Annotated in this window: 19 protein-coding genes; 7 read left to right on the plus strand and 12 right to left on the minus strand. The window is 69.9% G+C overall.

The annotated features are described in order from the left end of the window. The first annotated feature begins 163 nt into the window (after positions 1–163). Both purN and purH read left to right on the plus strand, forming a co-directional pair. Positions 164–769 (plus strand): phosphoribosylglycinamide formyltransferase, encoded by a 606-nt coding sequence (gene purN / locus AB0B66_RS02740; RefSeq protein ID WP_360521854.1) that lies wholly within the window; start codon positions 164–166, stop codon positions 767–769. 112 nt (positions 770–881) lie between these two features. Continuing rightward, on the plus strand, positions 882–2,459 hold the full coding sequence (gene purH, locus AB0B66_RS02745) for a bifunctional phosphoribosylaminoimidazolecarboxamide formyltransferase/IMP cyclohydrolase (RefSeq protein ID WP_360521857.1): 1,578 nt from the start codon (positions 882–884) through the stop codon (positions 2,457–2,459). Between the two features lie 87 nt (positions 2,460–2,546). On the opposite strand, the gene AB0B66_RS02750 is transcribed toward purH, so the two are convergent. The 5 genes from AB0B66_RS02750 to AB0B66_RS02770 all read right to left on the minus strand — a co-directional run bounded on the left by AB0B66_RS02750 (position 2,547) and on the right by AB0B66_RS02770 (position 8,339). After that, entirely contained in the window at positions 2,547–3,587 is a 1,041-nt protein-coding gene (locus AB0B66_RS02750) for a dipeptide ABC transporter ATP-binding protein (protein WP_360521860.1), read from the minus strand. Beyond that, positions 3,571–4,602 carry an ABC transporter ATP-binding protein gene (locus tag AB0B66_RS02755; RefSeq protein ID WP_360521863.1) on the minus strand — a complete coding sequence of 344 codons (1,032 nt, stop codon included), beginning with the start codon at positions 4,600–4,602 and terminating at the stop codon, positions 3,571–3,573. Before AB0B66_RS02755 ends, AB0B66_RS02750 begins: the two co-directional genes overlap by 17 nt. A gap of 5 nt (positions 4,603–4,607) precedes the next feature. Then, entirely contained in the window at positions 4,608–5,576 is a 969-nt protein-coding gene (locus tag AB0B66_RS02760) for an ABC transporter permease (RefSeq protein WP_360521866.1), read from the minus strand. Positions 5,577–5,589: 13 nt separating this feature from the next. Beyond that, positions 5,590–6,516 (minus strand): ABC transporter permease, encoded by a 927-nt coding sequence (locus AB0B66_RS02765; RefSeq protein WP_360521869.1) that lies wholly within the window; start codon positions 6,514–6,516, stop codon positions 5,590–5,592. Positions 6,517–6,710: 194 nt separating this feature from the next. Next, the gene (locus tag AB0B66_RS02770) at positions 6,711–8,339 is read right to left on the minus strand and encodes an ABC transporter substrate-binding protein (protein WP_360521872.1); all 1,629 of its coding nucleotides are present in this window, start codon (positions 8,337–8,339) and stop codon (positions 6,711–6,713) included. Between the two features lie 578 nt (positions 8,340–8,917). Here AB0B66_RS02770 and AB0B66_RS02775 point away from each other — a divergent pair. The 3 genes from AB0B66_RS02775 to AB0B66_RS02785 all read left to right on the plus strand — a co-directional run bounded on the left by AB0B66_RS02775 (position 8,918) and on the right by AB0B66_RS02785 (position 11,836). Beyond that, complete coding sequence (locus AB0B66_RS02775) at positions 8,918–9,781, plus strand: bifunctional methylenetetrahydrofolate dehydrogenase/methenyltetrahydrofolate cyclohydrolase (RefSeq protein ID WP_360521875.1); 864 nt, start codon at positions 8,918–8,920, stop codon at positions 9,779–9,781. Between the two features lie 124 nt (positions 9,782–9,905). Next, positions 9,906–10,856, plus strand: a complete 951-nt coding sequence (gene mdh, locus AB0B66_RS02780; protein ID WP_360521878.1) for a malate dehydrogenase — start codon at positions 9,906–9,908, stop codon at positions 10,854–10,856. Between the two features lie 308 nt (positions 10,857–11,164). Continuing rightward, complete coding sequence (locus AB0B66_RS02785; RefSeq protein WP_360521881.1) at positions 11,165–11,836, plus strand: uracil-DNA glycosylase; 672 nt, start codon at positions 11,165–11,167, stop codon at positions 11,834–11,836. A 59-nt stretch (positions 11,837–11,895) separates the two neighbouring features. Here AB0B66_RS02785 and AB0B66_RS02790 read toward each other — a convergent pair whose 3' ends face one another. Beyond that, positions 11,896–12,510 carry a hypothetical protein gene (locus AB0B66_RS02790; RefSeq protein WP_360521884.1) on the minus strand — a complete coding sequence of 205 codons (615 nt, stop codon included), beginning with the start codon at positions 12,508–12,510 and terminating at the stop codon, positions 11,896–11,898. Between the two features lie 166 nt (positions 12,511–12,676). Here AB0B66_RS02790 and AB0B66_RS02795 point away from each other — a divergent pair, with 166 nt between their 5' ends. Further along, on the plus strand, positions 12,677–13,894 hold the full coding sequence (locus AB0B66_RS02795; RefSeq protein ID WP_360521887.1) for an NADP-dependent isocitrate dehydrogenase: 1,218 nt from the start codon (positions 12,677–12,679) through the stop codon (positions 13,892–13,894). A gap of 334 nt (positions 13,895–14,228) precedes the next feature. On the opposite strand, the gene AB0B66_RS02800 is transcribed toward AB0B66_RS02795, so the two are convergent. The 6 genes from AB0B66_RS02800 to AB0B66_RS02825 form a co-directional block, all read right to left on the minus strand. After that, positions 14,229–15,644: a hypothetical protein gene (locus tag AB0B66_RS02800; protein WP_360521890.1), complete on the minus strand. Its 1,416-nt coding sequence runs from the start codon at positions 15,642–15,644 to the stop codon at positions 14,229–14,231. Then, complete coding sequence (locus tag AB0B66_RS02805; RefSeq protein WP_360521893.1) at positions 15,641–16,507, minus strand: alpha/beta hydrolase; 867 nt, start codon at positions 16,505–16,507, stop codon at positions 15,641–15,643. Before AB0B66_RS02805 ends, AB0B66_RS02800 begins: the two co-directional genes overlap by 4 nt. A 10-nt stretch (positions 16,508–16,517) precedes the next feature. Further along, the gene (gene galT / locus AB0B66_RS02810) at positions 16,518–17,546 is read right to left on the minus strand and encodes a galactose-1-phosphate uridylyltransferase (RefSeq protein WP_360521896.1); all 1,029 of its coding nucleotides are present in this window, start codon (positions 17,544–17,546) and stop codon (positions 16,518–16,520) included. Further along, positions 17,543–18,298 carry a DeoR/GlpR family DNA-binding transcription regulator gene (locus AB0B66_RS02815; RefSeq protein WP_360521899.1) on the minus strand — a complete coding sequence of 252 codons (756 nt, stop codon included), beginning with the start codon at positions 18,296–18,298 and terminating at the stop codon, positions 17,543–17,545. Before AB0B66_RS02815 ends, galT begins: the two co-directional genes overlap by 4 nt. A gap of 138 nt (positions 18,299–18,436) precedes the next feature. Beyond that, positions 18,437–19,621 (minus strand): glycosyltransferase, encoded by a 1,185-nt coding sequence (locus AB0B66_RS02820; RefSeq protein WP_360521902.1) that lies wholly within the window; start codon positions 19,619–19,621, stop codon positions 18,437–18,439. Then, entirely contained in the window at positions 19,618–20,583 is a 966-nt protein-coding gene (locus AB0B66_RS02825; RefSeq protein ID WP_360521905.1) for a sulfotransferase, read from the minus strand. The genes AB0B66_RS02820 and AB0B66_RS02825 overlap by 4 nt, the downstream gene beginning before the upstream one ends. Positions 20,584–20,670: 87 nt before the next feature. Here AB0B66_RS02825 and AB0B66_RS02830 point away from each other — a divergent pair, with 87 nt between their 5' ends. Further along, positions 20,671–21,477 (plus strand): WecB/TagA/CpsF family glycosyltransferase, encoded by an 807-nt coding sequence (locus tag AB0B66_RS02830; protein ID WP_360521908.1) that lies wholly within the window; start codon positions 20,671–20,673, stop codon positions 21,475–21,477. Positions 21,478–21,864: the final 387 nt, after the last annotated feature.

A 21,864-nucleotide genomic window follows, 5' to 3' on the forward strand; every position in this document is an offset into this window, starting at 1 on the left:
GTGCGGGGTGACGGCCACCCGGTGTCCGGGTAGGGTCGGCACGTTCTGGAATGCAGTTCTTCGCCCAATATCTACTTTATTTTCTCGTTTGTCGGGCAAAACGCCGTAAGTGCCCGCCGCACCCGACGCGAGCAGCGTCTGCGCTGCCCGATAGGGTGCAGAGGTGACCGCTCGCCTCGTCGTCCTGGTCTCCGGTTCCGGTACCAATCTCCAAGCTCTGCTCGATGCCTGTGCCGACCCCGCATACGGGGCGGCCGTCGTCGGCGTCGGCGCGGACCGCCACGGCATCGCGGGCCTGGCCCGTGCCGAGGCCGCGGGAGTGCCCACCTTCGTCGCCCGAGTCCCCGACTTCGCCACCCGGCAGGAGTGGGACGAAACGTTCACCGAGCTGACCGCGGCGCAACGGCCCGACCTCGTGATCGGCGCGGGCTTCCTCAAGCTGGTGGGCAAGGCGTTCCTGGACCGGTTCGGCGGACGTTATGTCAACACCCACAACGCGCTGCTGCCGGCTTTCCCGGGCATGCACGGCCCACGCGACGCCGTTGAGTACGGCGTGAAACTCGCCGGAGCCACGCTGCATTTCGTGGACGGCGGGGTGGACACCGGTCCGATCATCGCGCAGGTCGCGGTGCCGGTGCTCGATGACGACACCGAGGACACCCTCTCCGAGCGCATCAAGGACGCCGAGCGTGCGCAGCTGGTCGAGTACGTCGGCCGCATGGCGCGTGACGGCTGGACCGTCAACGGCAGGAAAGTGATCGTCGGCTGAACGGCCGCCCTCCCGTGCCGTGACAGCCGGCCCGGGACGGCGACGACCGGGCGCGACGAGCGGACCACGGGGCCGGCGGTTCAGACCGGCCCTGAATTAGCGAGGAGAAGGCATGAGCGAGCCTGCGGAGCGTAAGCCCATTCGACGCGCGCTGATCAGCGTGTGGGACAAGACCGGGCTGGAGGCCCTCGCCGCGACGCTGCGGCGGCACGGGGTCGAGATCGTCTCTACCGGCAGCACGGCGCAGCAGATCGAGACCACCGGCTCGCCGGTGACCCGGGTCGAGGAGCTGACCGGCTTCCCGGAGACGCTGGACGGGCGGGTCAAGACACTGCACCCGAGGGTGCACGCGGGCCTGCTGGCCGACGTGCGCCTGGACACGCACCGCGCGCAGCTCACCGAGCTCGACATCGAGCCGTTCGACCTGCTGGTGTCGAACCTGTACCCGTTCACCGAGACGGTGGCCTCCGGCGCGTCCATGGACGAGTGCATCGAGAAGATCGACATCGGCGGTCCGGCCATGGTGCGCGCGGCGGCCAAGAACCACGCGAACGTCGCGGTGGTCACCTCGCCGGCCGACTATCACCTGATCGCCGCGGCGCTGGAGACCGGAGGTTTCACGCTGGGCGAGCGCCGCGCGCTGGCGGCCCGCGCCTTCGCCGACATCGCCGACTACGACGTCGCGGTGGCCAACTGGTGCGCCCAGGAGCTGGCCCCGGCCCCGGCGGAGGGCTTCGCCTGGCCCGAGTACGCCGGTCTCGGCCTGTGGCGCGGCAACGTGCTGCGCTACGGCGAGAACCCGCACCAGGCGGCGGCGCTGTACATCGACCCCGTCGCCGCGCCCGGCCTGGCCCGCGCGCAGCAGCTCGGCGGCAAGGAGATGTCGTACAACAACTACATCGACGCCGACGCCGCCTGGCGCACCGTGCACGACTTCGAGGGCGTGTACGCCGCCGCGGTGATCAAGCACGCCAACCCGTGCGGCATCGCGATCTCGTCGGCCTCCATCGCCGACGCCCACGCCAAGGCGCACGCGTGCGACCCGCTGTCGGCGTACGGCGGCATCATCGCGGTCAACAGCGAGGTCACCGCGGAGCTGGCCAAGCAGATCGCGGAGATCTTCACCGAGGTCGTGGTGGCCCCCGCGTACGCGCCGGAGGCCGTGGAGATCCTGACCGCGAAGAAGAACCTGCGGGTGCTGCTCGCCCCGCCGTTCCGGCCGAACACGGTCGAGCTGCGGCAGGTGTCGGGAGGCATGCTGGTGCAGACCCGCGACGACTTCGGCGCCGAGGGCGACGACGCGGCCAACTGGCGGCTGGCCACCGGCGAACCGGCCTCCGAGGAGCTGCTGCGCGACCTGGAATTCGCCTGGGGCGCGATCCGGGCCGTCAAGTCCAACGCGATCCTGCTGGCCAAGGACGGGGCCAGCGTGGGCATCGGCATGGGCCAGGTCAACCGGGTCGACTCGTGCCGCCTGGCGATCTCGCGGGCCGGTGACCGGGCCGCCGGTTCGGTGGCCGCCTCGGACGCGTACTTCCCGTTCGCCGACGGACTGCAGCTCCTGCTGGACGCGGGCGTGACCGCGGTGGTCCAGCCCGGCGGCTCGATCCGCGACGAGGAAGTGATCGCCGCCGCCAAGGCCGCCGGGATCACCCTCTACCTGACGGGCTCGCGCCACTTCGCCCACTGACAAAGCGAAGGAAGGGCACCTTCTTAACGGACGTCCGTTAAGAAGGTGCCCTTCCTTCGCTTTTGACCTGGCGCTGCGGCGCGAGGGTCAGCCGACCACCTGACGCAGCTCGGCGAAGTGGCACGCGCTCGGGTGCGGGTCGACGCCGCGGCGGATCAGCAGCGGCTCCTCCACCGAGCAGCGCTCCTGCGCCTTCCAGCAGCGGGTGCGGAAGCGGCAGCCCGACGGCGGGTTGGCCGGGGACGGCACGTCGCCGACCAGGCGGATGACGTCGCGGTGGGCGCGGGCGTCCGGGTCCGGCACCGGCACCGCCGACAGCAGCGCCTGGGTGTACGGGTGCGTCGGCCGCTCGTAGATCTCCGCGTCGGTGCCGACCTCGACCATCTTGCCGAGGTACATCACGCCGACCCGGTCGGAGATGTGCCGCACCACGGACAGGTCGTGCGCGATGAAGATGTAGGACAGGTCCAGCTCGCCCTGCAGCTTCTCCAGCAGGTTGATGACCTGCGCCTGGATCGACACGTCCAGCGCGGACACCGGCTCGTCGCAGACGATGATCTCGGGCTTGAGGGCCAGCGCGCGGGCGATGCCGATGCGCTGGCGCTGGCCGCCGGAGAACTGGTGCGGGTAGCGGTTGATGTGCTCGGGGTTGAGCCCGACCAGCTCCAGCAGCTCCTGCACCCGGCGCTGGCGGTCGCCCTTCGGCGCCACCTCGGTGTGGATCTCGTACGGCTCGCCGATGATGTCGCCGACGGTCATCCGCGGGTTCAGCGAGGTGTACGGGTCCTGCATCACCATCTGGATGTTGCGGCGCATGCGGCGCAGCTCGGACCCGGACACCTTGAAGATGTCCTTGCCCTTGAGCATGGCCCGGCCGCCGGTCGGCGTCTCCAGCCGCATCAGCAGCTTGGCCAGCGTCGACTTGCCGCAGCCCGACTCGCCGACGATGCCCAGCGTCTCGCCGCGGTGCAGCTCGAAGCTGACCCCGTCGACCGCCTTGACCGCGCCGACCTTCTTCTTGAAGAGGATGCCCTGGGTGATCGGGAAGTGCTTGACCAGGTTCTCGACCCGCAGCAGCGGCTCGCCGGCCGGGCGCACGCCCGCGACGTTCTCAGCGGAGTGTGCCATCGAGCATCTCCTTCGCGAAGTGGCACGCGCTGGTCCGGCCGTGGCCGAGGTCCAGCGAGAGGGGTGTTTCGGTGGTGCAGACCGCCTTGGCGTACTTGCAGCGCGGGTGGAACGCGCAGCCCGTCGGCGGGCGCATCAGGTTCGGCGGCAGGCCCTTGATGGTCGCCAGCTCGGTGCCCTTGGAGTCCAGCCGCGGGATCGAGTCGAGCAGGCCCTCGGTGTACGGGTGCGCCGGGTGCTTGTAGACGCTGCGCACGTCCGCGTGCTCGACGATGCGGCCGGCGTACATGACCGCGATGCGGTCCGCGACGTCGGCGACCACGCCCAGGTCGTGCGTGATCAGGATCAGGCCCATGTTGAGGTCGCGGCGCAGGTCGCCGAGCAGGTCCATGATCTGCGCCTGCACGGTCACGTCGAGCGCCGTGGTCGGCTCGTCCGCGATGAGGACCTTGGGGTCCATGGCCAGTGACATCGCGATCATGACGCGCTGGCGCATACCGCCGGAGAACTGGTGTGGGTAGTCCTTCACCCGGGCTTTGGCGGCCGGGATCTTGACCAGGTCCATCAGCTCGACGGCCCGCTTGAGCGCGTCCTTGCGGGACAGGCCGGCCCGGGTGCGCAGCGTCTCGGAGATCTGCCAGCCCACCGGGAAGACCGGGTTCAGGGCCGACAGCGCGTCCTGGAAGATCATGGAGATCTCCTTGCCGCGCACCTGCCGCCGCTTCTCCTCCGGCATGGCGAGCAGGTTCTCGCCCTGGTAGAGGATCTGCCCGCTCGGGATCTTCGCCGGCGGCATGTCCAGGATGCCCATGATCGCCTGCGCGGTCACCGACTTGCCGGAGCCCGACTCGCCCAGCACGGCCAGGGTCTCGCCCGGGTCCAGGTGGTACGACACGCCGTTGATCACACGGGCGACGCCGTCGCGGGTGTGGAACTCGACGTAGAGGTCCTTCACCTCGAGCAGATGCCGGCCGCCGCGGGTCGGGGTCGAGGAGGTGACGTGGATGTCGGTCATGTGCTTCACCGCAGCTTCGGGTCGAAGGCTTCGCGGATCGTGTCGCCCAGAATGACGAAGGCGAGCACGGTCAGCGCCAGGAACGTCGACGGCACGATCAGCGGGAGGGCGTTCTCCCGCATGTACGCCCGCGCGGTCGAGATGTCGATGCCCCAGGACTGGGCCGGGGGCCGCAGGCCGATGCCCAGGAAGGACAGCGTGGCCTCGGCGGCGATGAACGAGCCCAGCGCCATCGTGATGATCACGATGAACGGGGCCAGCGAGTTCGGCAGGATGTGCCGCCACATGATGCGGCCGCTGCCCGCGCCCAGCATCTTCGCGGCGTGCACGTAGTCCTGCTGCTTCGCGGTGATCACCGAGGAGCGGATGACGCGGGCCGCGGTGGTCCAGCCGAGCAGGCCGAGGATGGAGATCAGGGCGATCAGGATCGCGGTCTGGCCGCCGCCGGCGTTGGTGACCCGCTTCATGAACACGATGCCAGCCAGCAGCAGCGGCAGGCCCAGCACGATGTCGATGATCCGGGAGACGGTGACGTCCCACCAGCTGCCGAAGTAGCCGGCGGTGACGCCGAGCAGCATGCCGAGGATTCCGGCCAGCAGCGCCGCGCCCGTGCCGACCAGCAGCGAGTTCTTGGTCCCGTAGATGGACTTGGCGAACACGTCGCAGCCCTGGACGTCATACCCGAAGATGGCCGCGCCCGACGGGTCGCCCATGCGGTTGCTCAGCGAGCACGAGGTCGGGTCGGCCGAGGTGAACAGCGACGGGAAGGCCGCGATCAGCAGGACCAGCGCGACGATGACGAGCGCCACCCAGAACAGCGGGCGGCGGCGCAGCTCGCGCCAGGCGTCCGCGCTGGCGCTGCGGGGCTTGGACACCTCGAGGGTGTGTGGCTGGCCCGGTGCGTTGGGCGCGCCGGCTGGACCGGGGGTGGCCGTGTGCAGCTCGGTCGCGGCCACGGATTCGAAGTCACTCATGTCAGGAAACCTCTTACTCGTACCGGATCCGCGGGTCGAGCACCGCGTAGAGCAGGTCGACGATCAGGTTGGCCACCAGGAAGACGATCACCAGCACGCTGACGATGCCGATCACCAGCGGGGTGTCCTCGGTCTTGAGGCCGCGGGCCAGCTGGAAGCCGACGCCGGGGACGTTGAAGACGCTCTCGGTGACGATCGCGCCGGCCATCAGGCTGCCCAGCTCGACGCCGAGGAAGGTCACGATCGGGATCAGCGAGTTGCGCAGCACGTGGATGCCGATCACCCGGCGGCCGGGCATGCCCTTGGACCGGGCGGTGCGCACGAAGTCGGCGCGCAGGTTCTCACTGACCGAGGCGCGGGTCAGCCGCATCGCGGTGGCGACGGACAGCGAACCCAGCACGATGCCGGGCAGCAGCAGTTCGTACCACGTCGGGTTGCCGCTGGCAGTGGTGGGGAAGATCTTCCACTGGATGGTGAAGAGGTACTGCGACAATGGCGCGAGCACGACCGAGGGGATGCCGATCACGAGCAGCGTCAGCACCAGCGTGGCGTTGTCGAAGATGCTGCCGCGCCGGATGCCCGCGATGACGCCGGCGGTGACGCCGAAGACGATCGTGACGACGATGGCGATGAGCGCCAGTTGCATGGTGATCGGCCAGGCGTCCACCAGGATGTCCTTGATGGGACGTCCGGTCAGGGTGGTGCCGAAGTCGAGGTGCAGCAGGTCGGTCAGGTAGTTCCAGTAACGCTCGTAGAACGGCTGGTCGAGTCCGTAGATCCTCGTCAGCTGGGCGCGCTGGAGGTCGCTGACCGGCTTCTCGCCGGCCAGGGCCTGGATGGGGTCGCCTCCGGTCCAGTACATCAGCGAGTACACGATGAACGTGGTCGCGATGAACACCATGATCATCTGGAGGAAGCGCCGCACAAGGTAGCGGAACATCGTCGATTTCTTCTCTCACCAGGCAGCCCGATTGGCACGAAATATCCGTGTTCTTCGTACCATGGGGGCCGCGGTCGACGTGGTGGTGGTGCGCCTAACCGGGTCGGAGGACGCGGGGGCGAGGGGTCTCGGCGCGATGGTGGTGCCGGCCCGAGCGGACCGGCACCACCACCGTCAGTCGACCGTCAGGCTTTTCAGCCGGCGATCTGGATCTTGTTGAGGTCGACCCGGTTGAACAGGTCGATGTGAACGTCCTTGACGTTGGTCGAGTGACCGTAGACGTTCTGGCCGAAGCGCAGCGGAAGCACCGGCATGTCCTTGGCGAGGATGTCCTCGGCCTCCTGGTACTTCTTGATGGCCTCGTCCTGCGTCGCCGCGGCCGAGCCCTCCTTCAGCAGGTTGTCGAAGGTGGGGTTGCTGTAGCCGTAGTAGTTCGAGGAACCACCGGTCGAGTACAGCGGGCCGAGGTAGTTCTCCATGGACGGGTAGTCCATGACCCAGCCCATGCGGAACATGCCGACGTCCTTCTTCGCCTTGGCCTTGGTGAGCAGGTCGGCGAACTTCGGCTCGGGGGTGCCCACGCACTCCACGCCCAGGTTGGTCTTCAGCTGGTTGCAGGTCGCGTCGACCCACTCCTGGTGGCCACCGTCGGTGTTGTACGTGATGTTGATCGACTTCGGACCGCCCGCGGCGTCGTACTGCTTCTTGGCCTCGGTCGGGTTGAACTCGCACGCCGCGCCACAGGTCTTGTCGCGGTAGCCCGCGACGACCGGGGAGACGAAGGAGTAGGCGGCCTTCTGCGAACCCTGGAAGACCTTGTTCGCGATCTCCTCGCGGTCGATCGCCATGGAGATCGCCTTACGGACCTCGGGCTTCTCGAAACGCTTGTCGAAGGTCGGGAAGGCCAGCACCTGCAGGGTCGACGCCGGGCTGGTCTGGTAGCGGTCACCCAGGTCGCCGGCGGCCGTGGACAGGCTGGCGGTCGGGATCTGCTTCACCACGTCCAGGTTGTTGGCCTGGAGGTCGGCGTACTCGGCATCGCTGTTCTGGTAGATCTTGAACAGCGCGCCGCCGACGGTCGGCTTGGTGCCGGCGAAGGCGTCGTACTTCTCGACCTCGACCTGGGCGTCGTGCTGCCACGAACCCTTGATCTTGAACGGGCCGTTGCCGATGGGGGCGTCCTCGTAGGCCTTGGTGACGACCAGCGGCGAAGCGGTCGCGCTCTCGAACGCGGCGTTCGGCAGGGGGTAGAACGCGGTGTAGCCCAGCAGCGCCTTGAACTCGCTGAACGGCGCGTTCAGGGTCACCGTGAAGGTCTTGTCGTCGACCTTCTTGAGACCGGTGAGGGCGGTCGCGGTGGGGGTGGCCTTCGCGTCGGCGGGGTTGAGGTCCTTGTAACCCTCGACCTTGTCGAAGAAGTAGTTGTTGTCCTGGGCGTTCGGGCCGTAGGCCGCGTAGTTCCAGGCGTTGATGTAGCTGTCGGCGGTGACCGGCTCGCCGTTGTGGAACGTCCAGCCGTCCTTCAGCTTGATCGTCCAGGTCTTGTTGTCGGTGGTGCTGATCTCCTGCGCGGCCACCTCGAAGGGCTTGTTGGCCTCGTCGAAGTCGACCAGGGGGGCGAACAGCGCGGCCAGCACCTGGGAGCCACTGGTCTCCGAGGTGTTGGACGGGATCAGGTGCTTCGGTTCGGCGATGCCGATGGAAACCACACCATTGGGGTTGGCGCTACCCGAGTCGCTGCCACCGCTCTTGCCACAGGCCGACAGGCCGAGAGTGACAGCAAGCGGGAGAGCAGCCCAGGCTGCGAGCCTACGGACCTGCATTGAGCCTCCTCATCTCCTACGTCGCACCTCACGACGGCAGGCTGACCAGCCGTTGTCACGCAGTGCAACGTCCGGCAAAGGTAGGACGAAGCTCGGCCCGGCACCAAACCCACGGGTTGCAGATTCGCAACAGTCTACGGGTGGAGTACTTGCGGATCCTGTCCCGACTCTGGTATTAGAGAGCAGCCTGTCATATGGGCGGAACTAAGTCAGTATGCCCGATTCTGACCGTGACCCCGGTAATAGTCGCCGGTCACATAGTGGGACTGTCGGGAGCCCGATTTGACCCCTTATGGCGTCCCGGATGCTGGAAGATCCTGCAACCAAGGCCACGCGGTGATCTATCCCACTGTCACCCACAGTTAGTTCCCCAGCTAAAGGGCCAAATGATCGACGCCGGTCATCGCAGCCGCTAGCCCCCCAGTACGCCATGATCCTCGGATTTGCCTGGCAAACGGGCGTATCGCTGCTGCGCATTCGCCCCATTGCCCGGCAAGTCGGTCGATCATGGCGGGCGGTGTGTCGAACGGGATGTCCTGGTTTCGGGTGGTCGAAGTCGTGATGGCAGGATCGACGGCATGACGGCGACGATCCTCAACGGCACCGAGACGGCAGCGGCGATCAAGGCGGACCTGCGGACGCGGGTGGCCGCGCTGCAAGCGCGCGGCGTGACCCCGGGCCTGGGCACGGTGCTGGTCGGCGACGACCCGGGCTCCCAGTGGTACGTCAACGGCAAGCACAAGGACTGCGCCGAGGTCGGCATCGCCTCGCTGCGCCGAGACCTGCCCGCCGACGCCACCCAGGCCGATGTGGAGCATGCCGTCGCGGAACTCAACGCCGACCCCGCCTGCACCGGCTACATCGTCCAGTTGCCACTGCCCAGGGGGCTGAACGAGCAGCGGGTGCTGGAGCTGATCGACCCGGACTCCGACGCCGACGGGCTGCACCCGGTCAACCTCGGGCGTCTGGTGCTGGGCGTGCCCGCGCCGCTGCCGTGCACGCCGCGCGGCATCGTCGAGTTGCTGCGGCGGTACCACGTGCCGATCGCGGGCGCGGAGGTCTGCGTCGTCGGTCGCGGCGTCACCGTGGGCCGCCCGTTGGGGCTGCTGCTCACCCGGCGTACCGAGAACGCGACGGTGACCCTCTGTCACACCGGGACCAAGGATCTGGCCGCGCACACCCGCCGGGCCGACATCATCGTCGCCGCGGCCGGCGTGCCGGGCATCATCACCCCGGGCATGGTCCGGGCGGGCGCGGCCGTGCTCGACGTCGGCGTGTCGCGGGTGGAGGGACCGGACGGCAAGAAGCACATCGTGGGTGACGTGCACGCCGACGTCGCCGACGTGGCCGGGTTCGTGTCACCGAACCCGGGCGGGGTAGGGCCGATGACTCGCGCCATGCTGCTCACCAACGTGGTCGAGAAGGCCGAGTCGGCGCTCTAGCCCACACCCGCCGCACCCGACCGGCCGTCGATAGACGCAGCGGACTATGGTGCGGATCGTTACACCTTCGTCACAGGGCTGTGCTGGTCACCACCAGACATCCGCCAGCAGGGAGTATGTGCCAATGGGCAAGAAGGTCACCGTCGTCGGCGCCGGTTTCTACGGCTCGACCACCGCGCAGCGCCTCGCCGAGTACGACGTCTTCGAGACCGTCGTGCTGACCGACATCATCGAGGGCAAGCCCGAGGGTCTCGCCCTGGACCTCAACCAGTCCCGCTCCATCGAGGGCTTCGAGACCAAGGTCGTCGGCGCCACCACGGGTGTCGACGGCTCGGGCTACGAGGCCATCGCCGGTTCCGACATCGTCGTGATCACCGCCGGCCTGCCGCGCAAGCCGGGCATGAGCCGCATGGACCTGCTCGGTGTCAACGCCAAGATCGTCCGCGGGGTGGCCGAGCAGGTCGCCAAGCACGCGCCCAACGCCGTCGTCATCGTGGTGTCCAACCCGCTCGACGAGATGACCGCGCTGGCCCAGATCGCCACCCAGTTCCCGAAGAACCGGGTCATCGGCCAGGCCGGCATGCTGGACACCGCCCGCTTCACGCACTTCGTTGCCGAGGAGCTGAACGTCCCGGTCGGCTCGGTGAAGACGCTGACCCTGGGCTCGCACGGCGACACCATGGTGCCGGTGCCCTCGCGCTGCACCGTCGACGGCAAGCCGCTGTCCGACCTGCTCCCGGCTGACAAGATCGAGGAGCTGGTCACCCGGACCCGCAACGGCGGCGCCGAGGTCGTGGCGCTGCTGAAGACCGGCTCGGCGTACTACGCCCCGTCGGCCGCCGCCGCCCGCATGGCCAAGGCCGTGGCCGAGGACTCCGGCGAGGTCATGCCGGTCTGCGCCTGGGTCGACGGCGAGTACGGCATCTCCGGCGTCTACCTGGGCGTCGAGGCCGAGATCGGCGCCACCGGCGCCCGCAAGGTCGTCATCACCGACCTCACCGAGACCGAGCTGGCCGGCCTCAACGAGGCCGCCGAAGCCGTCCGCGCCAAGCAGGCCGACGTCGCCGGCATGTGATCGCCCAAAGGAAGGGCACCTTCTTAACGCTTCGCGTCATAGAAGGTGCCCTTCTTGACGCCTGGCGGCAGCTGACCTGCGGCAGCAGGCTACCGTGACGGCAGGTGGGCGGGTCGGCACCCGGAAGCGGGTCGGCCGCGGGGCGGGTCGGCGGATCGCCGAGGACCGGGCGCCAAGGCGTCGGCAGGGAAGTCCGGATAGGGCACAAACGCCGGCCCGACGGTGGATAACCGCAGGCCAGGCTGAGCAAACCGCCGGGGCGGGGCTTAGCCGCACGGTTGTCGGACGCGGGCACTATGGTGTCCCGCATGGCATTGGACCTGCTCGACCTGCTGCCCGCTGAGTGGCGCGACGTGATGAAGCCGCACCTGGACCTAGACGCCACGGCCCGGCTGTCCTCGTTCGTGGAGAACGCCTACGCCACCGAGACGGTGTACCCGCCCCTCGACGACCTGTTCACGGCGTTCCGGCTCACCTCGCCCGCGCACACCCGGGTGCTCGTCCTCGGCCAGGACCCCTACTTCAAGCCGGGCCAGGCGCACGGCCTCAGCTTCAGCGTGCGCCCCGGCGTGGCCGTGCCGCCGAGCCTGCGCAACGTGTACAAGGAGCTCAAGGACGACCTGGGCGTCGAGCCGCCGCGCAACGGCGACCTGACCGGCTGGGCGAGCCAGGGTGTGCTGATGCTCAACGCGGTGCTCACCGTGGGCGTCAAGCCGGGCAGCCACGCCAACCAAGGCTGGGAGGCGTTCACCGACGCCGCGATCAAGGCCGTGAACGACTCGCCGTACCGGGTGGTCTTCGTGCTGTGGGGGTCGTACGCCCGCAAGAAGGCCGCGCTCGTCGGCAACCCCCATCACGTCGTGCTGGAGGCCGGGCACCCGAGCCCGATGAACCCGAAGGGGTTCCTGGGCAGCAAGCCGTTCTCGCAGATCAAGGCCGCGCTGCAGGAAGCGGGCCGCGGCGAGATCAACTGGAGCTGATCAATCCTCCGCGCAGCGCCCGCCGCAGCACACGGCGGGCGGTCTGCCTGGTGGGCTGGTCACTGCGTGCTCAGGGCGGCGGCCAGGCCCGCGGACACGCTGATCGCGGCACCCACAGTGAACAGCCGCCACTGCACGGGGGCGATGCCCCAGAGGCTCTGGAAGAACTTCGACCGCTCGCCGCGCAGCCGCTGCCGGGTCCAGCGGACGCCGGAGAAGACAAGCGCCCACAGCACCAGCAGGGCCAGCGTCCAGAGCAGCCCGTGCGCCAGCGCCTCGCCGGCGGAGGACTCGGCGGCGACACGGTGGTCCAGCGACTCCCGCACGGGCAGCCCGCTGCTGCGGGGGCTGCGCTGCGGTCGGCTCACCATGATCACTATCTGTGCCAGCAGGAGCAGAAAACCGGCGCCCGCGAGCCCGCCCCAGGGGCGGCGGAGCGGCCTCGCGGACAGGTCGAGGGAGCCCAGCGCCATGGAGACGATGGGGAACGCGACGACCGCCCAGGCCAGCGCCGCCGTGACCGCGATCGGCGCGTCGGCCAGGAGCCTGGTCTCGGCGATGAAGAGCGGGTCTCGAAACAGGTAGACCGCGCCCCAGGTGACGAAACAGGCGGGCAGGAAGATCAGGAACGCCGGTGTGACCCGTTGCGGCGGCGCGGACTCGTTGGCTGTCACGAGCGCGCAGCGTAGTGGTGCGACGCCAGTTTCGCGGGCCGTGGCGAGAGGCACCTCACCCTGGCGGTTGCGCCAGGTGGATCTGGCAGTACGCTCGTACTGCTAAACGAGACCGCCGCCCGGCCTTCCGCGCCGGACGCCGAAGGTTTTAAGGAGCGCCCTCGCGATGGCGAAGATCAAGGTAAACAACCCGGTCGTCGAGCTCGACGGCGACGAGATGACCCGGATCATCTGGAAGCAGATCCGGGAGCAGCTGATCCTGCCCTACCTCGACGTGGAGCTGGAGTACTACGACCTGGGCATGGAGCACCGCGACGCCACCGACGACCAGGTGACGATCGACGCCGCCAACGCCATCAAGCGGCACGGCGTGGGCGTCAAGTGCGCCACCATCACCCCGGACGAGGCCCGCGTCGCCGAGTTCGGCCTGAAGAAGATGTGGAAGTCGCCGAACGGCACCATCCGCAACATCCTCGGCGGCGTCGTCTTCCGTGAGCCCATCATCATGAGCAACGTGCCGCGTCTGGTGCCGGGCTGGACCAAGCCGATCGTCATCGGCCGTCACGCCCACGGCGACCAGTACAAGGCCACCGACTTCGTGGTCCCGGGCCCGGGCAAGGTCACCATCACGTACCAGCCGGCCGACGGCTCGGAGCCGATGGAGCTGACCGTCGCCGACTTCCCCGGCGGCGGCGTCGCCATGGGCATGTACAACTTCGACGAGTCGATCCGCGACTTCGCGCGCGCCTCGCTGCGCTACGGCCTGGCCCGCAACTACCCGGTCTACCTGTCGACCAAGAACACCATCCTCAAGGCGTACGACGGCCGGTTCAAGGACATCTTCGCCGAGGTCTTCGAGACCGAGTTCAAGGCCGACTTCGAGGCCGCCGGCATCACCTACGAGCACCGCCTCATCGACGACATGGTGGCCGCGGCGCTGAAGTGGGAGGGCGGGTTCGTCTGGGCCTGCAAGAACTACGACGGTGACGTGCAGTCCGACACCGTGGCGCAGGGCTTCGGCTCGCTCGGGCTGATGACCTCCGTCCTGATGACGCCCGACGGCAAGACCGTCGAGGCCGAGGCCGCGCACGGCACGGTCACCCGGCACTACCGCCAGTGGCAGAAGGGCGAGAAGACGTCGACCAACCCGATCGCGTCGATCTTCGCCTGGACCCGGGGCCTCGCGCACCGCGGCAAGCTGGACGGCACCCCGGAGGTGACCAACTTCGCCGACGTGCTGGAGCAGGTCATCATCGAGACCGTCGAGGGTGGTGCGATGACCAAGGACCTCGCGCTGCTGATCTCGCGTGACGCGCCGTGGCAGACCACCGAGGAGTTCATGAACACCCTCGACACCAACCTGGCCCGCCGCCTGGCCGCCTGATTTTCACCGGGTACGGCGCCAAGCCGTCTCCTGCCTCGCCTGCGATCGTTTGACCAGGTGAAACAGCAGAAGAATCCCGCCTGAAAGTCCCTTCCCGAACAGTGCCGACCCGCGATCCGCGGGTCGGCACTGTTTTTACGCCCGGGGCCCGCCCATGATCGCCGTTTCCGGTCAGAACCTCGGGTCTCACCGCAGATCCTGACCCAAAACAGCGATCATGCTGCCGTTGCCGTTGCCGTTGCCGTTGCCGTTGCCGTTGCCGTTGCCGTTGCCGTTGCCGTTGCCGTTGCCGTTGCCGTTGCCGTTGCCGGGCGGGCCGTGGCCGAGGGTCGGTTCAGAGGGTGCGGAGCCAGACGGGGCCGTCGGGGGTGTCGCGCAGTTCGATGGAGGCGGCGGCCAAGGCGTCGCGGACCCGGTCGGCAGCCGCCCAGTCGCGCTGCTCGCGAGCCTTCTCCCGGAGGCCGATCAGTGCGTCCACCAGCGGGGTGAGCAGCGGCGTCGGGTCCGCGGTGCCCGCGAGCGCGCCGAGCCGCACGATCATGCCGCGCAGCAGCCCATGCGCGTGCTCGCCGGAGTCCGAGGTGAGCGTGTCGGCGCTCCAGTCGGTGATCGCCTGCTCCAGTTCCAGCACCGCCGCGACGCAGCCGTCCACGTCCCGCTCGGCCAGCGCGGTCGAGAACCGGGCCTCGGCCTCGTCGGCGGCCTCCCGCAACGTGGCCGCGACACCACCGGGCATGGCGTTCTCGGCGTCGACCTCCTCGGCCGGGCCGCCCGTGGCTCTGCCTCCGCCCGCTGCCCCTCCGCCCGCCGTACCTCGGCCCGGACCGCCTCGGCCCGGACCACCCGGGCCTGGACCACCCAGGCCCCTGCCGCTGCCCGCCACACCGTGCCCGACCCCGTCAGCGCCCCCGACCTCGCCGTCTGCGCCCTCAACGTTAAGAAGGTGCCCTTCCTCTACGAATAACGATAAGAAGGTGCCCTTCCTTTGTTCGGTGGGGAGGGGAAGGACGGAGCCGGAGGGGTACGTGCGGGTGCGGGTGCGGTGGCGGAGGGTCAGGGTGCCGTTGCCGAGGACGGTGGCGGTGCGGGTTTCGAGGTCGCAGACCAGGGCGGTGTGCTCGTCGATGCCGATGATGACGGTGTCGTCGGGCAGTTCGCGTTCGAGGCGGGCGAGGCGGGGTTCGCCGAGGTAGCAGAAGCGGGTGTCGTGGTGGCCGCCCTCGGCGTTGTCGTAGTGCGGGATGACCACGGCGGGGATGCCGGTTAGCTGCTCGAACAGGTTGAGGCCGGGTTCCCAGTGCGGATCGGCGCCGGCCTTGTAGATCTCGTACACGGGGATGGTGTGCGAGCCGAGGGTGAGTGCGGCGGCGCTGGCGAAGACGAGCACCTCGGCCTGGACCAGCAGGGACGGCAGCTCGGTGTCGCGCCATTGGCGCAGGGCGTACGTCGGCGAGCCCGGTCCCGCGAAGATCCAGCTCGCGCCGCGCAGGGCGGCCAGCGCGCGTTCCCGGTCGAGGCCGGGTGCGGGCGTGGTGCGCCAGGAGACGACGTCCACGGTGCGCCCGACGCTCTGTGCGAAGTAGCCGACGGCCCGCGCGCTGATCTCGTCGGCGTTGAGCTGGAACCCGTACGGCGTGTCCAGCAGGGCCGCCCGGTCTCCGTCGCCCAGTGCGGCGAAGAACTGCCGGTGCGGTTTGATCATGGTGGGGGTGGTCTCGCCGGACCCCATGACCACGAGCAGCTTCGTCACGTCGCCTCCTTGCGCCGGGCACCGGCCAGGGTGAGCAGGTCGGCGGCGACCATGGCCGGGTGCTGGGCGTGCAGATCGTGGTCGCTGCCGGGATACCAGCGCACGTCCGCGTCGGGCAGTGCCGCGGCGGCGCGGCGGACCGGTTCGGCCCGCTCGTCGTCGGGCCCGAGCGCGGGCAGCAGCACGGTGGGAACGGCGACCAGGGGCAGGTCGGGGCCGGGCGGGCCGTCCCACATCGAGCGCAGGATCTCCACGTGGTGCGGGATGGTCAGCCGCCGCTCCATGGTGCCGTCGGGCCGGACCCGCATGTTCGCCAGTGTCGCCGTGCGGGCGGTGTCCGACCAGTCGGGGTGCGCCGAGTCCAGCCACTGCCGCATGGCGGCGGCGGGGCGGCCGTCGATGTCCTGCGGGCGCAGCGCGCGCTCGCAGGACTCCCAGTCGGGGAAGGCGGCATGCAGATCGATCCAGCCGCCGTCGACCAGCCCGAGCGCGCCGGGCAGCTCCGGATGCTTGGCGGCCAGCCGCACCACCACGTTGCCGCCCCACGACTGGCCGGCCACCGCCGGGCGGTGCAGGCCCAGCGCGGTGATGACGGCAGCCAGGTCCGCGGCGGCGGTGCCGGTGTCGTATCCGGACTCCGGCGCGTCGGACTCGCCGTGCCCGCGCAGATCGACCGCCCAGCTCGGGTGCCCGGCGGCGGCCAGTGCCCCGGCCACCTCGTCCCACAGCCGGGCGTTCGACGACAGCCCGTGGACCAGCAGGAACGGCACCTGCCCCGGGCCGGGACCGGCTGCGGCGCGGTGGCGCAGGCGCAGCCGGACGCCGGGTTCGACCTCGACTTCGGTGACCTCGTAGTCGTTCACATGTACGAACTTAGAGGGAAACCGCCCTCAGCGCAGCAGCGGCCTGCTCCGGCGCGATGTCGTTGACCCACGCGCCCATCGCGGACTCCGACCCGGCCAGGTACTTCAGCTTGCCCGGTGCGCGCCGGGAACTGATCAGCCGCAGGTGCAGGTAGCCGAGGTCGCGGTCGGCGTGCACCGGGGCCTGGTGCCAGCCGGCGATGTACGGCATGGCCACGCCGAACAGTCCGTCGAGCCGGTTGGTGATCTCCGACCACAGCGGGGCGCACGCGTCGAGTTCGGCCTCGGTGAGTGCGGCCAGGTCGGGGACCTGCCGGTGCGGGGCGAGATGGATCTCGTACGGCCAGCGGGCCGCGTACGGCACGAACGCCGTCCACAGCTCGTTGGACGCGACGACGCGCGTGCCCTCGGCACGTTCGCGGGCCAGCAGGTCGGCGTACAGGTTGCCGCCGTGCTCCGCCCGGAACTTGCGGGCCGCCTCCAGGTAGCGCCGGGTGACCGGGGTGACGTACGGGTACGCGTAGATCTGCCCGTGCGGGTGGTGCAGTGTCACGCCGATCTCGACGCCCCGGTTCTCGAAGCAGAACACCTGCTCCACCCCCGGCTGGGCGGACAGCTCGGCGGTGCGGTCCGCCATCGCGCCCAGCACGGTGCGCACCCGCGACACGGGCAGCTCCCGGAACGACGAGTCGTGCTGCGGCGAGAAGACGACCACCTCGCAGCGCCCGGCGTCCCCGGAGAACGAGGGGAAGCGGTTCTCGAACACCACCACGTCGTAGTCGTCGGCGGGCACCTCGGTCAGGAACGCGCTCTTCGTGGGGCAGAGCGGGCACTCCTCGGTGGGCGGCAGGAAGGTGCGGGCCTGCCGGTGCGCCGCGACCGCGACCCAGTCCTCGGTGAGCGGGTCGAAGCGCAGCTGCGCGGGCGCGGGCGGCGGGGGCAGCTCCCGCTTGTCCACGGTGGCGCGTACCGCGTCGTCGTGCTCGTCGAAGTAGATCAGTTCGCGGCCGTCGGCCATCGTGATGCTGGTGCGTTTCATGGGGTGATCTCCACAAGGGTGAGCTCGCTGATGTCGACCGGCGGCTCGGCGTCGGTGATGAGCAGGTCGACGGCGCTGAGCGGGACGATCGACGCGATGCCGAGCGTCTCCCACTTGGTGTGGTCGGCGAGCACGATCAGGCGGCGGGTGGCCGCGATCAGTGCCCGGTTCGTCTCTGCTTCGAGCAGGTTCGGGGTGGTCAGCCCGGCTTCGACGCTGAGCCCGTGCACGCCGAGGAACAGCTGGTCGACGTGCAGGTCGCGCAGCGAGGCGACGGCGATCGGGCCGACCAGCGCGTCGGAGGGGGTGCGGGTGCCGCCGGTGAGCACGACGGTCTGGTCGGGGCGGCCGGCGCGGTAGAAGACGTCGGCGACCGGAATCGAGTTGGTGACCACGGTCAGCCCGGGGACCTCGACCAGGGCCTGCGCCAGCCGCACCGTGGTGGTGCCCGCGGACAGCGCGATCGCGCTGCCGGGGGCCACATGGGCGGCGGCGGCTTCGGCGAGCTTCGCCTTCTCCGTACGCTGGCGTTCGGCTTTCGCGGCGAAGCCGGGCTCGTCGGCCACGCCGGACGGGGGCGCGGTCGCCCCGCCGTGGACCTTGACCACCAGGCCGCGTTCGGCGAGCACCTCCAGGTCACGGCGGATGGTCATGTCGGAGACGCCGAGCTCGGCGACGAGGTCGGCCACGCGTACGCCGCCGGAGCGGCGCACCTGGGCGAGGATCGCCTGCTGGCGTTGCGGGGCGAGCATCCCGTCTCCTCACCTGCCGGCTCCCGAGGGAGCCTAAGTCACCGAAATCCAACAAGGTTCAACACCGTATCGTACGCGGACGCGCACGGGCAACGGTGGAACGTGGTGATCGGTGCAGGTGTGACTGTGCGAACGCGTTCAGATGCCGTGGCCGCGCCGGTGCAGCGCGGTCAGCACCGTCTCGACCTTGACCGCCCCGGTGAGGGCGGCCAGGGCGATGGCGGCCCGCGGCTCGCGCCAGTTGTTGCGTACCGTCTCCCGGGTCCAGCGCCAGGCCTGCCGCTTGTCCCCGGCCGCCGCCGACCAGCAGGCCAGCTGGCCGTAGACCCGGGCCGCGCCCGGGCGGCAGCCGGAGATCTCCGGGTGGCGGGCCATCATCCAGCGCAGCGAGGAGATCTTGGTGGAGTACTCGTACGCGTAGAAGCTGCTGCGGCCCCACAGCACCCGCACCAGCGGCTCGTCCACGTGCACGATCGGGTGCCGGCGGGCGGCCCGCAGCAGCAGGTCCCAGTCCTCGTTCTGGCTGCCCGGGGCGTCCTCGGAGACCGGGCCGATGACGCCGGACTCCAGCAGCGTCTCGCGCCGGGCCAGGAAGCCCGACGAGTGCAGCATCGACATCCGCGAGCGGGCCAGGTGTTCGACGGTCACCGAGCCCGTGCCGGCCAGCCGGGGGTGGGCGGTTCCCTCGAACTCCACCTCGATCGCACACGTGGCGAACTCCGCGTCCGGCGTGCGGACCAGCGCGCCGACCTGGCGGCGCAGCTTGCCCGGGTGCCAGCGGTCGTCGTCGTCGCAGAACGCCACCAGCTCGGTGTCCAGCGCCGCGATACCGGTGTTGCGCGCCCCGGCCAGGCCGGGCTGCCGCCAGTTGGCCAGCACCAGCACCGGACGGTCGTCGGTGGTGGCCAGCTCCGGGTCCGGCTCGGCCTGGTCGAAGACCACGATGATCCGCAGTGGGCCGGGGTAGTCCTGGGCGCGTACCGCGTCGAGGGTCTTGCGTAGCAGCTCCGGGCGGTTGCGGGTGGGAATGACCACGCCGACCGCTGGCCACTCGCGGCGCTGCGGCATCGCGTCGTGTGCCGGACCGTCGAGCACCGACGGCGTGCCTGCCGATGCGCCGTCGGCCTGCGCACGTCGTGCCGCCGTGCCGGCGGCTGGGGAGGTGCCCGCGGCCGTGCCGACCTGTGGGGCGGCCGCCTGCGCGGTGCTGCCCTGGACCCCGGCGGGCGGCTCGCCGGAGACGGCGGCGGTGGCGCGCTCGGTGCCGGCGGGGCGGGCCCCGCGTGTGCCGTCGAACCGGCCGGTGTTGACCTTGACCCTCATCGGTGTGCTCCCACTATCTCAGCGCTACTGCTCAGCGGGTACCCGTACGCCCGCAGCAGCGGCGCGCACACGGCCCCGACCAGGGCGCGCTGGCGCGGCGGCAGTTGCCGGCGCCAGGCGTCGTCGCGACGCAACTCGATGCGCCCGACCGTGAACCGCATCGGGTTGCCCGCGGCGCTGTGGCCGCGCGACAGCTCGACGGCCTCGTCGTCGACGAAGCCGAGGTCCATCACGGACGGGTCCAGCCCCATGAACGCGGCGATGCGCTGCACGCTGCTGCGGGGCCGGGCCAGGAACTCCTCGTACCGCACCCGGCGCACGGCCACGCCGCGGCGGCGCAGCAGCCCGAACGCGGCGTTGTGCGCGTTCCACAGCAGCGCGCTGCGTGTCGGGGCATACCGGGTCATTTCTTCGGTGCCGTCCGTCTCCGGCCGCGACACCGTCTTGGTCCACGAGTACGCCACCCCGCGGGCGTCGCGTACCACGTGCAGCACCCGCAGGTCCACCGCGTCCGACCAACGCAGGCAGTGGGCCAGCGCGCTGTGCTTGGACGAGTCGATCACGACACTCGCGCCGGAGGTCTCGGCCGCCGCGGCGTAGATACGCGCGTAGTAGTCGGCGTACTCGGTGACCAGGGCGGCGAAGTCCTTGGCGGCCAGCCGGCTCGACCCGGCCAGTCGGGGGATGTGCCGGGTGCGCTCGACCAGGTCGCGCAGGGCCAGGATGCGGTGCACGTCCACCCGGTGCCAGCCGCCGAAGGCGGCCTTGCCGACGTGCTGCCAGAAGTCGCAGCCGCTGAACCGCTCGCCGCAGCCGCAGCGCTCGTCGTCGCGCAGGTCGCGCTGCCACAGGTGGACGATCTCGCCCAGAGCGCACACGCCGGGCAGCTCGCCCAGCACGCGTTCGATCAGGGTCGTGCCGCTGCGGCCGAGCCCACCGACGAAAAGAACCCTGGTCGTCATACATCCCCCACTGCGGCGTCGCGGTGCGACGCGCCCTCGTGCGGTATAACGACCGAACAGTGTTGTTGGTCTGTATTGTCTGAATTCATGGCTTTTACGGGGACTGTTTATGGCCGAAAGGTCCACCTCGCCGGCACCTGGTTCGACGCCGTCACCGAGGAGGCCGTGGCCGAAAGAGTGATCGCCGCCCTGGAACGCGGTGACGGGGGACGCATCCTCACCCCGAACGTCGACATCATGCGGCTGGCTTCGGGGCGCGGCGTGCGCGCCGCCGAAGTGCGCGGCTTCCTGGAGGACGCGACCCTGGTCGTCGCCGACGGCATGCCGCTGGTCTGGGCCAGCAAGCTCTCCCGCACCCCGCTACCCGAACGGGTGACCGGCTCCGGTCTCATCTGGAGCCTGTCCGCCGCCCTCGGCCGCGCTGGGCGCTCGGTCTACCTGCTCGGCGGCACGCCCCCCGACGAGACCGGCACCGACGGCGCGGTCAAGGCGGCGGCGGTGCTCGCCGCCGGGTGCCCCGGACTGCGCATCGCCGGGCAGGTCGCCCCGCCGTTCGGGTTCGACCTCGACCCGGACACGTGCGCCCAGGTGTACACCGACGTCATCGAGGCCAAGCCCGACTTCGTCTTCGTCGGCCTGGGCTTCCCCAAGCAGGAGCGCGTCATCTCCGACCTGCGCGCCGAGCTGCCGTTCACCTGGTTCATCGGCTGCGGCGCGGCGATCGGCTTCGTCGCCGGGGAGCTGCACCGGGCTCCCATCTGGATGCAGCGCAGCGGCCTCGAATGGGCCCACCGCCTGGCCCAGGAGCCCGGCCGTCTCGCCGGCCGCTACCTCGTCCACGACCTCCCGTACGCCGCCCGCCTCCTCGCCGGCGCCGCCCTCCGCCGCCGCTAGGGACGAAGGAAGGGCACCTTCCCATCGCTCCGCGATGTAGAAGGTGCCCTTGTTAACGCTTCGGGTCTGTGACCAGCGGGTTCGTCCGCGGTTCGGGGCGGCGATGCGGCTCGGGCCCACCGCGGGGCCTGACCGGGCTCGCAGGGTAGGCCGCCTCGACTGCCACACCCGGCATGGCGTCTCTGCCCCCGAACGCCGATCGACCAAGATCTGTTTTTGTGGACGCTGGATGCCCCTATAGGGGCGTCGGGCGTCCACAAAAACAGATCTCCACCCCGCCGCCGCGGTGATCATGAAGTTGGGGCAGTGATACGCCGTCGAACCGTGCCATAAGTTCATGATCAACGCGGCGATGCGGGCGGTGGCGCGGTGGCGCGGTGGTGGGGT

This window comes from Catellatospora sp. NPDC049111, from assembly GCF_040648615.1.
Taxonomy (GTDB): Bacteria; Actinomycetota; Actinomycetes; order Mycobacteriales; family Micromonosporaceae; genus Catellatospora; species Catellatospora aurea.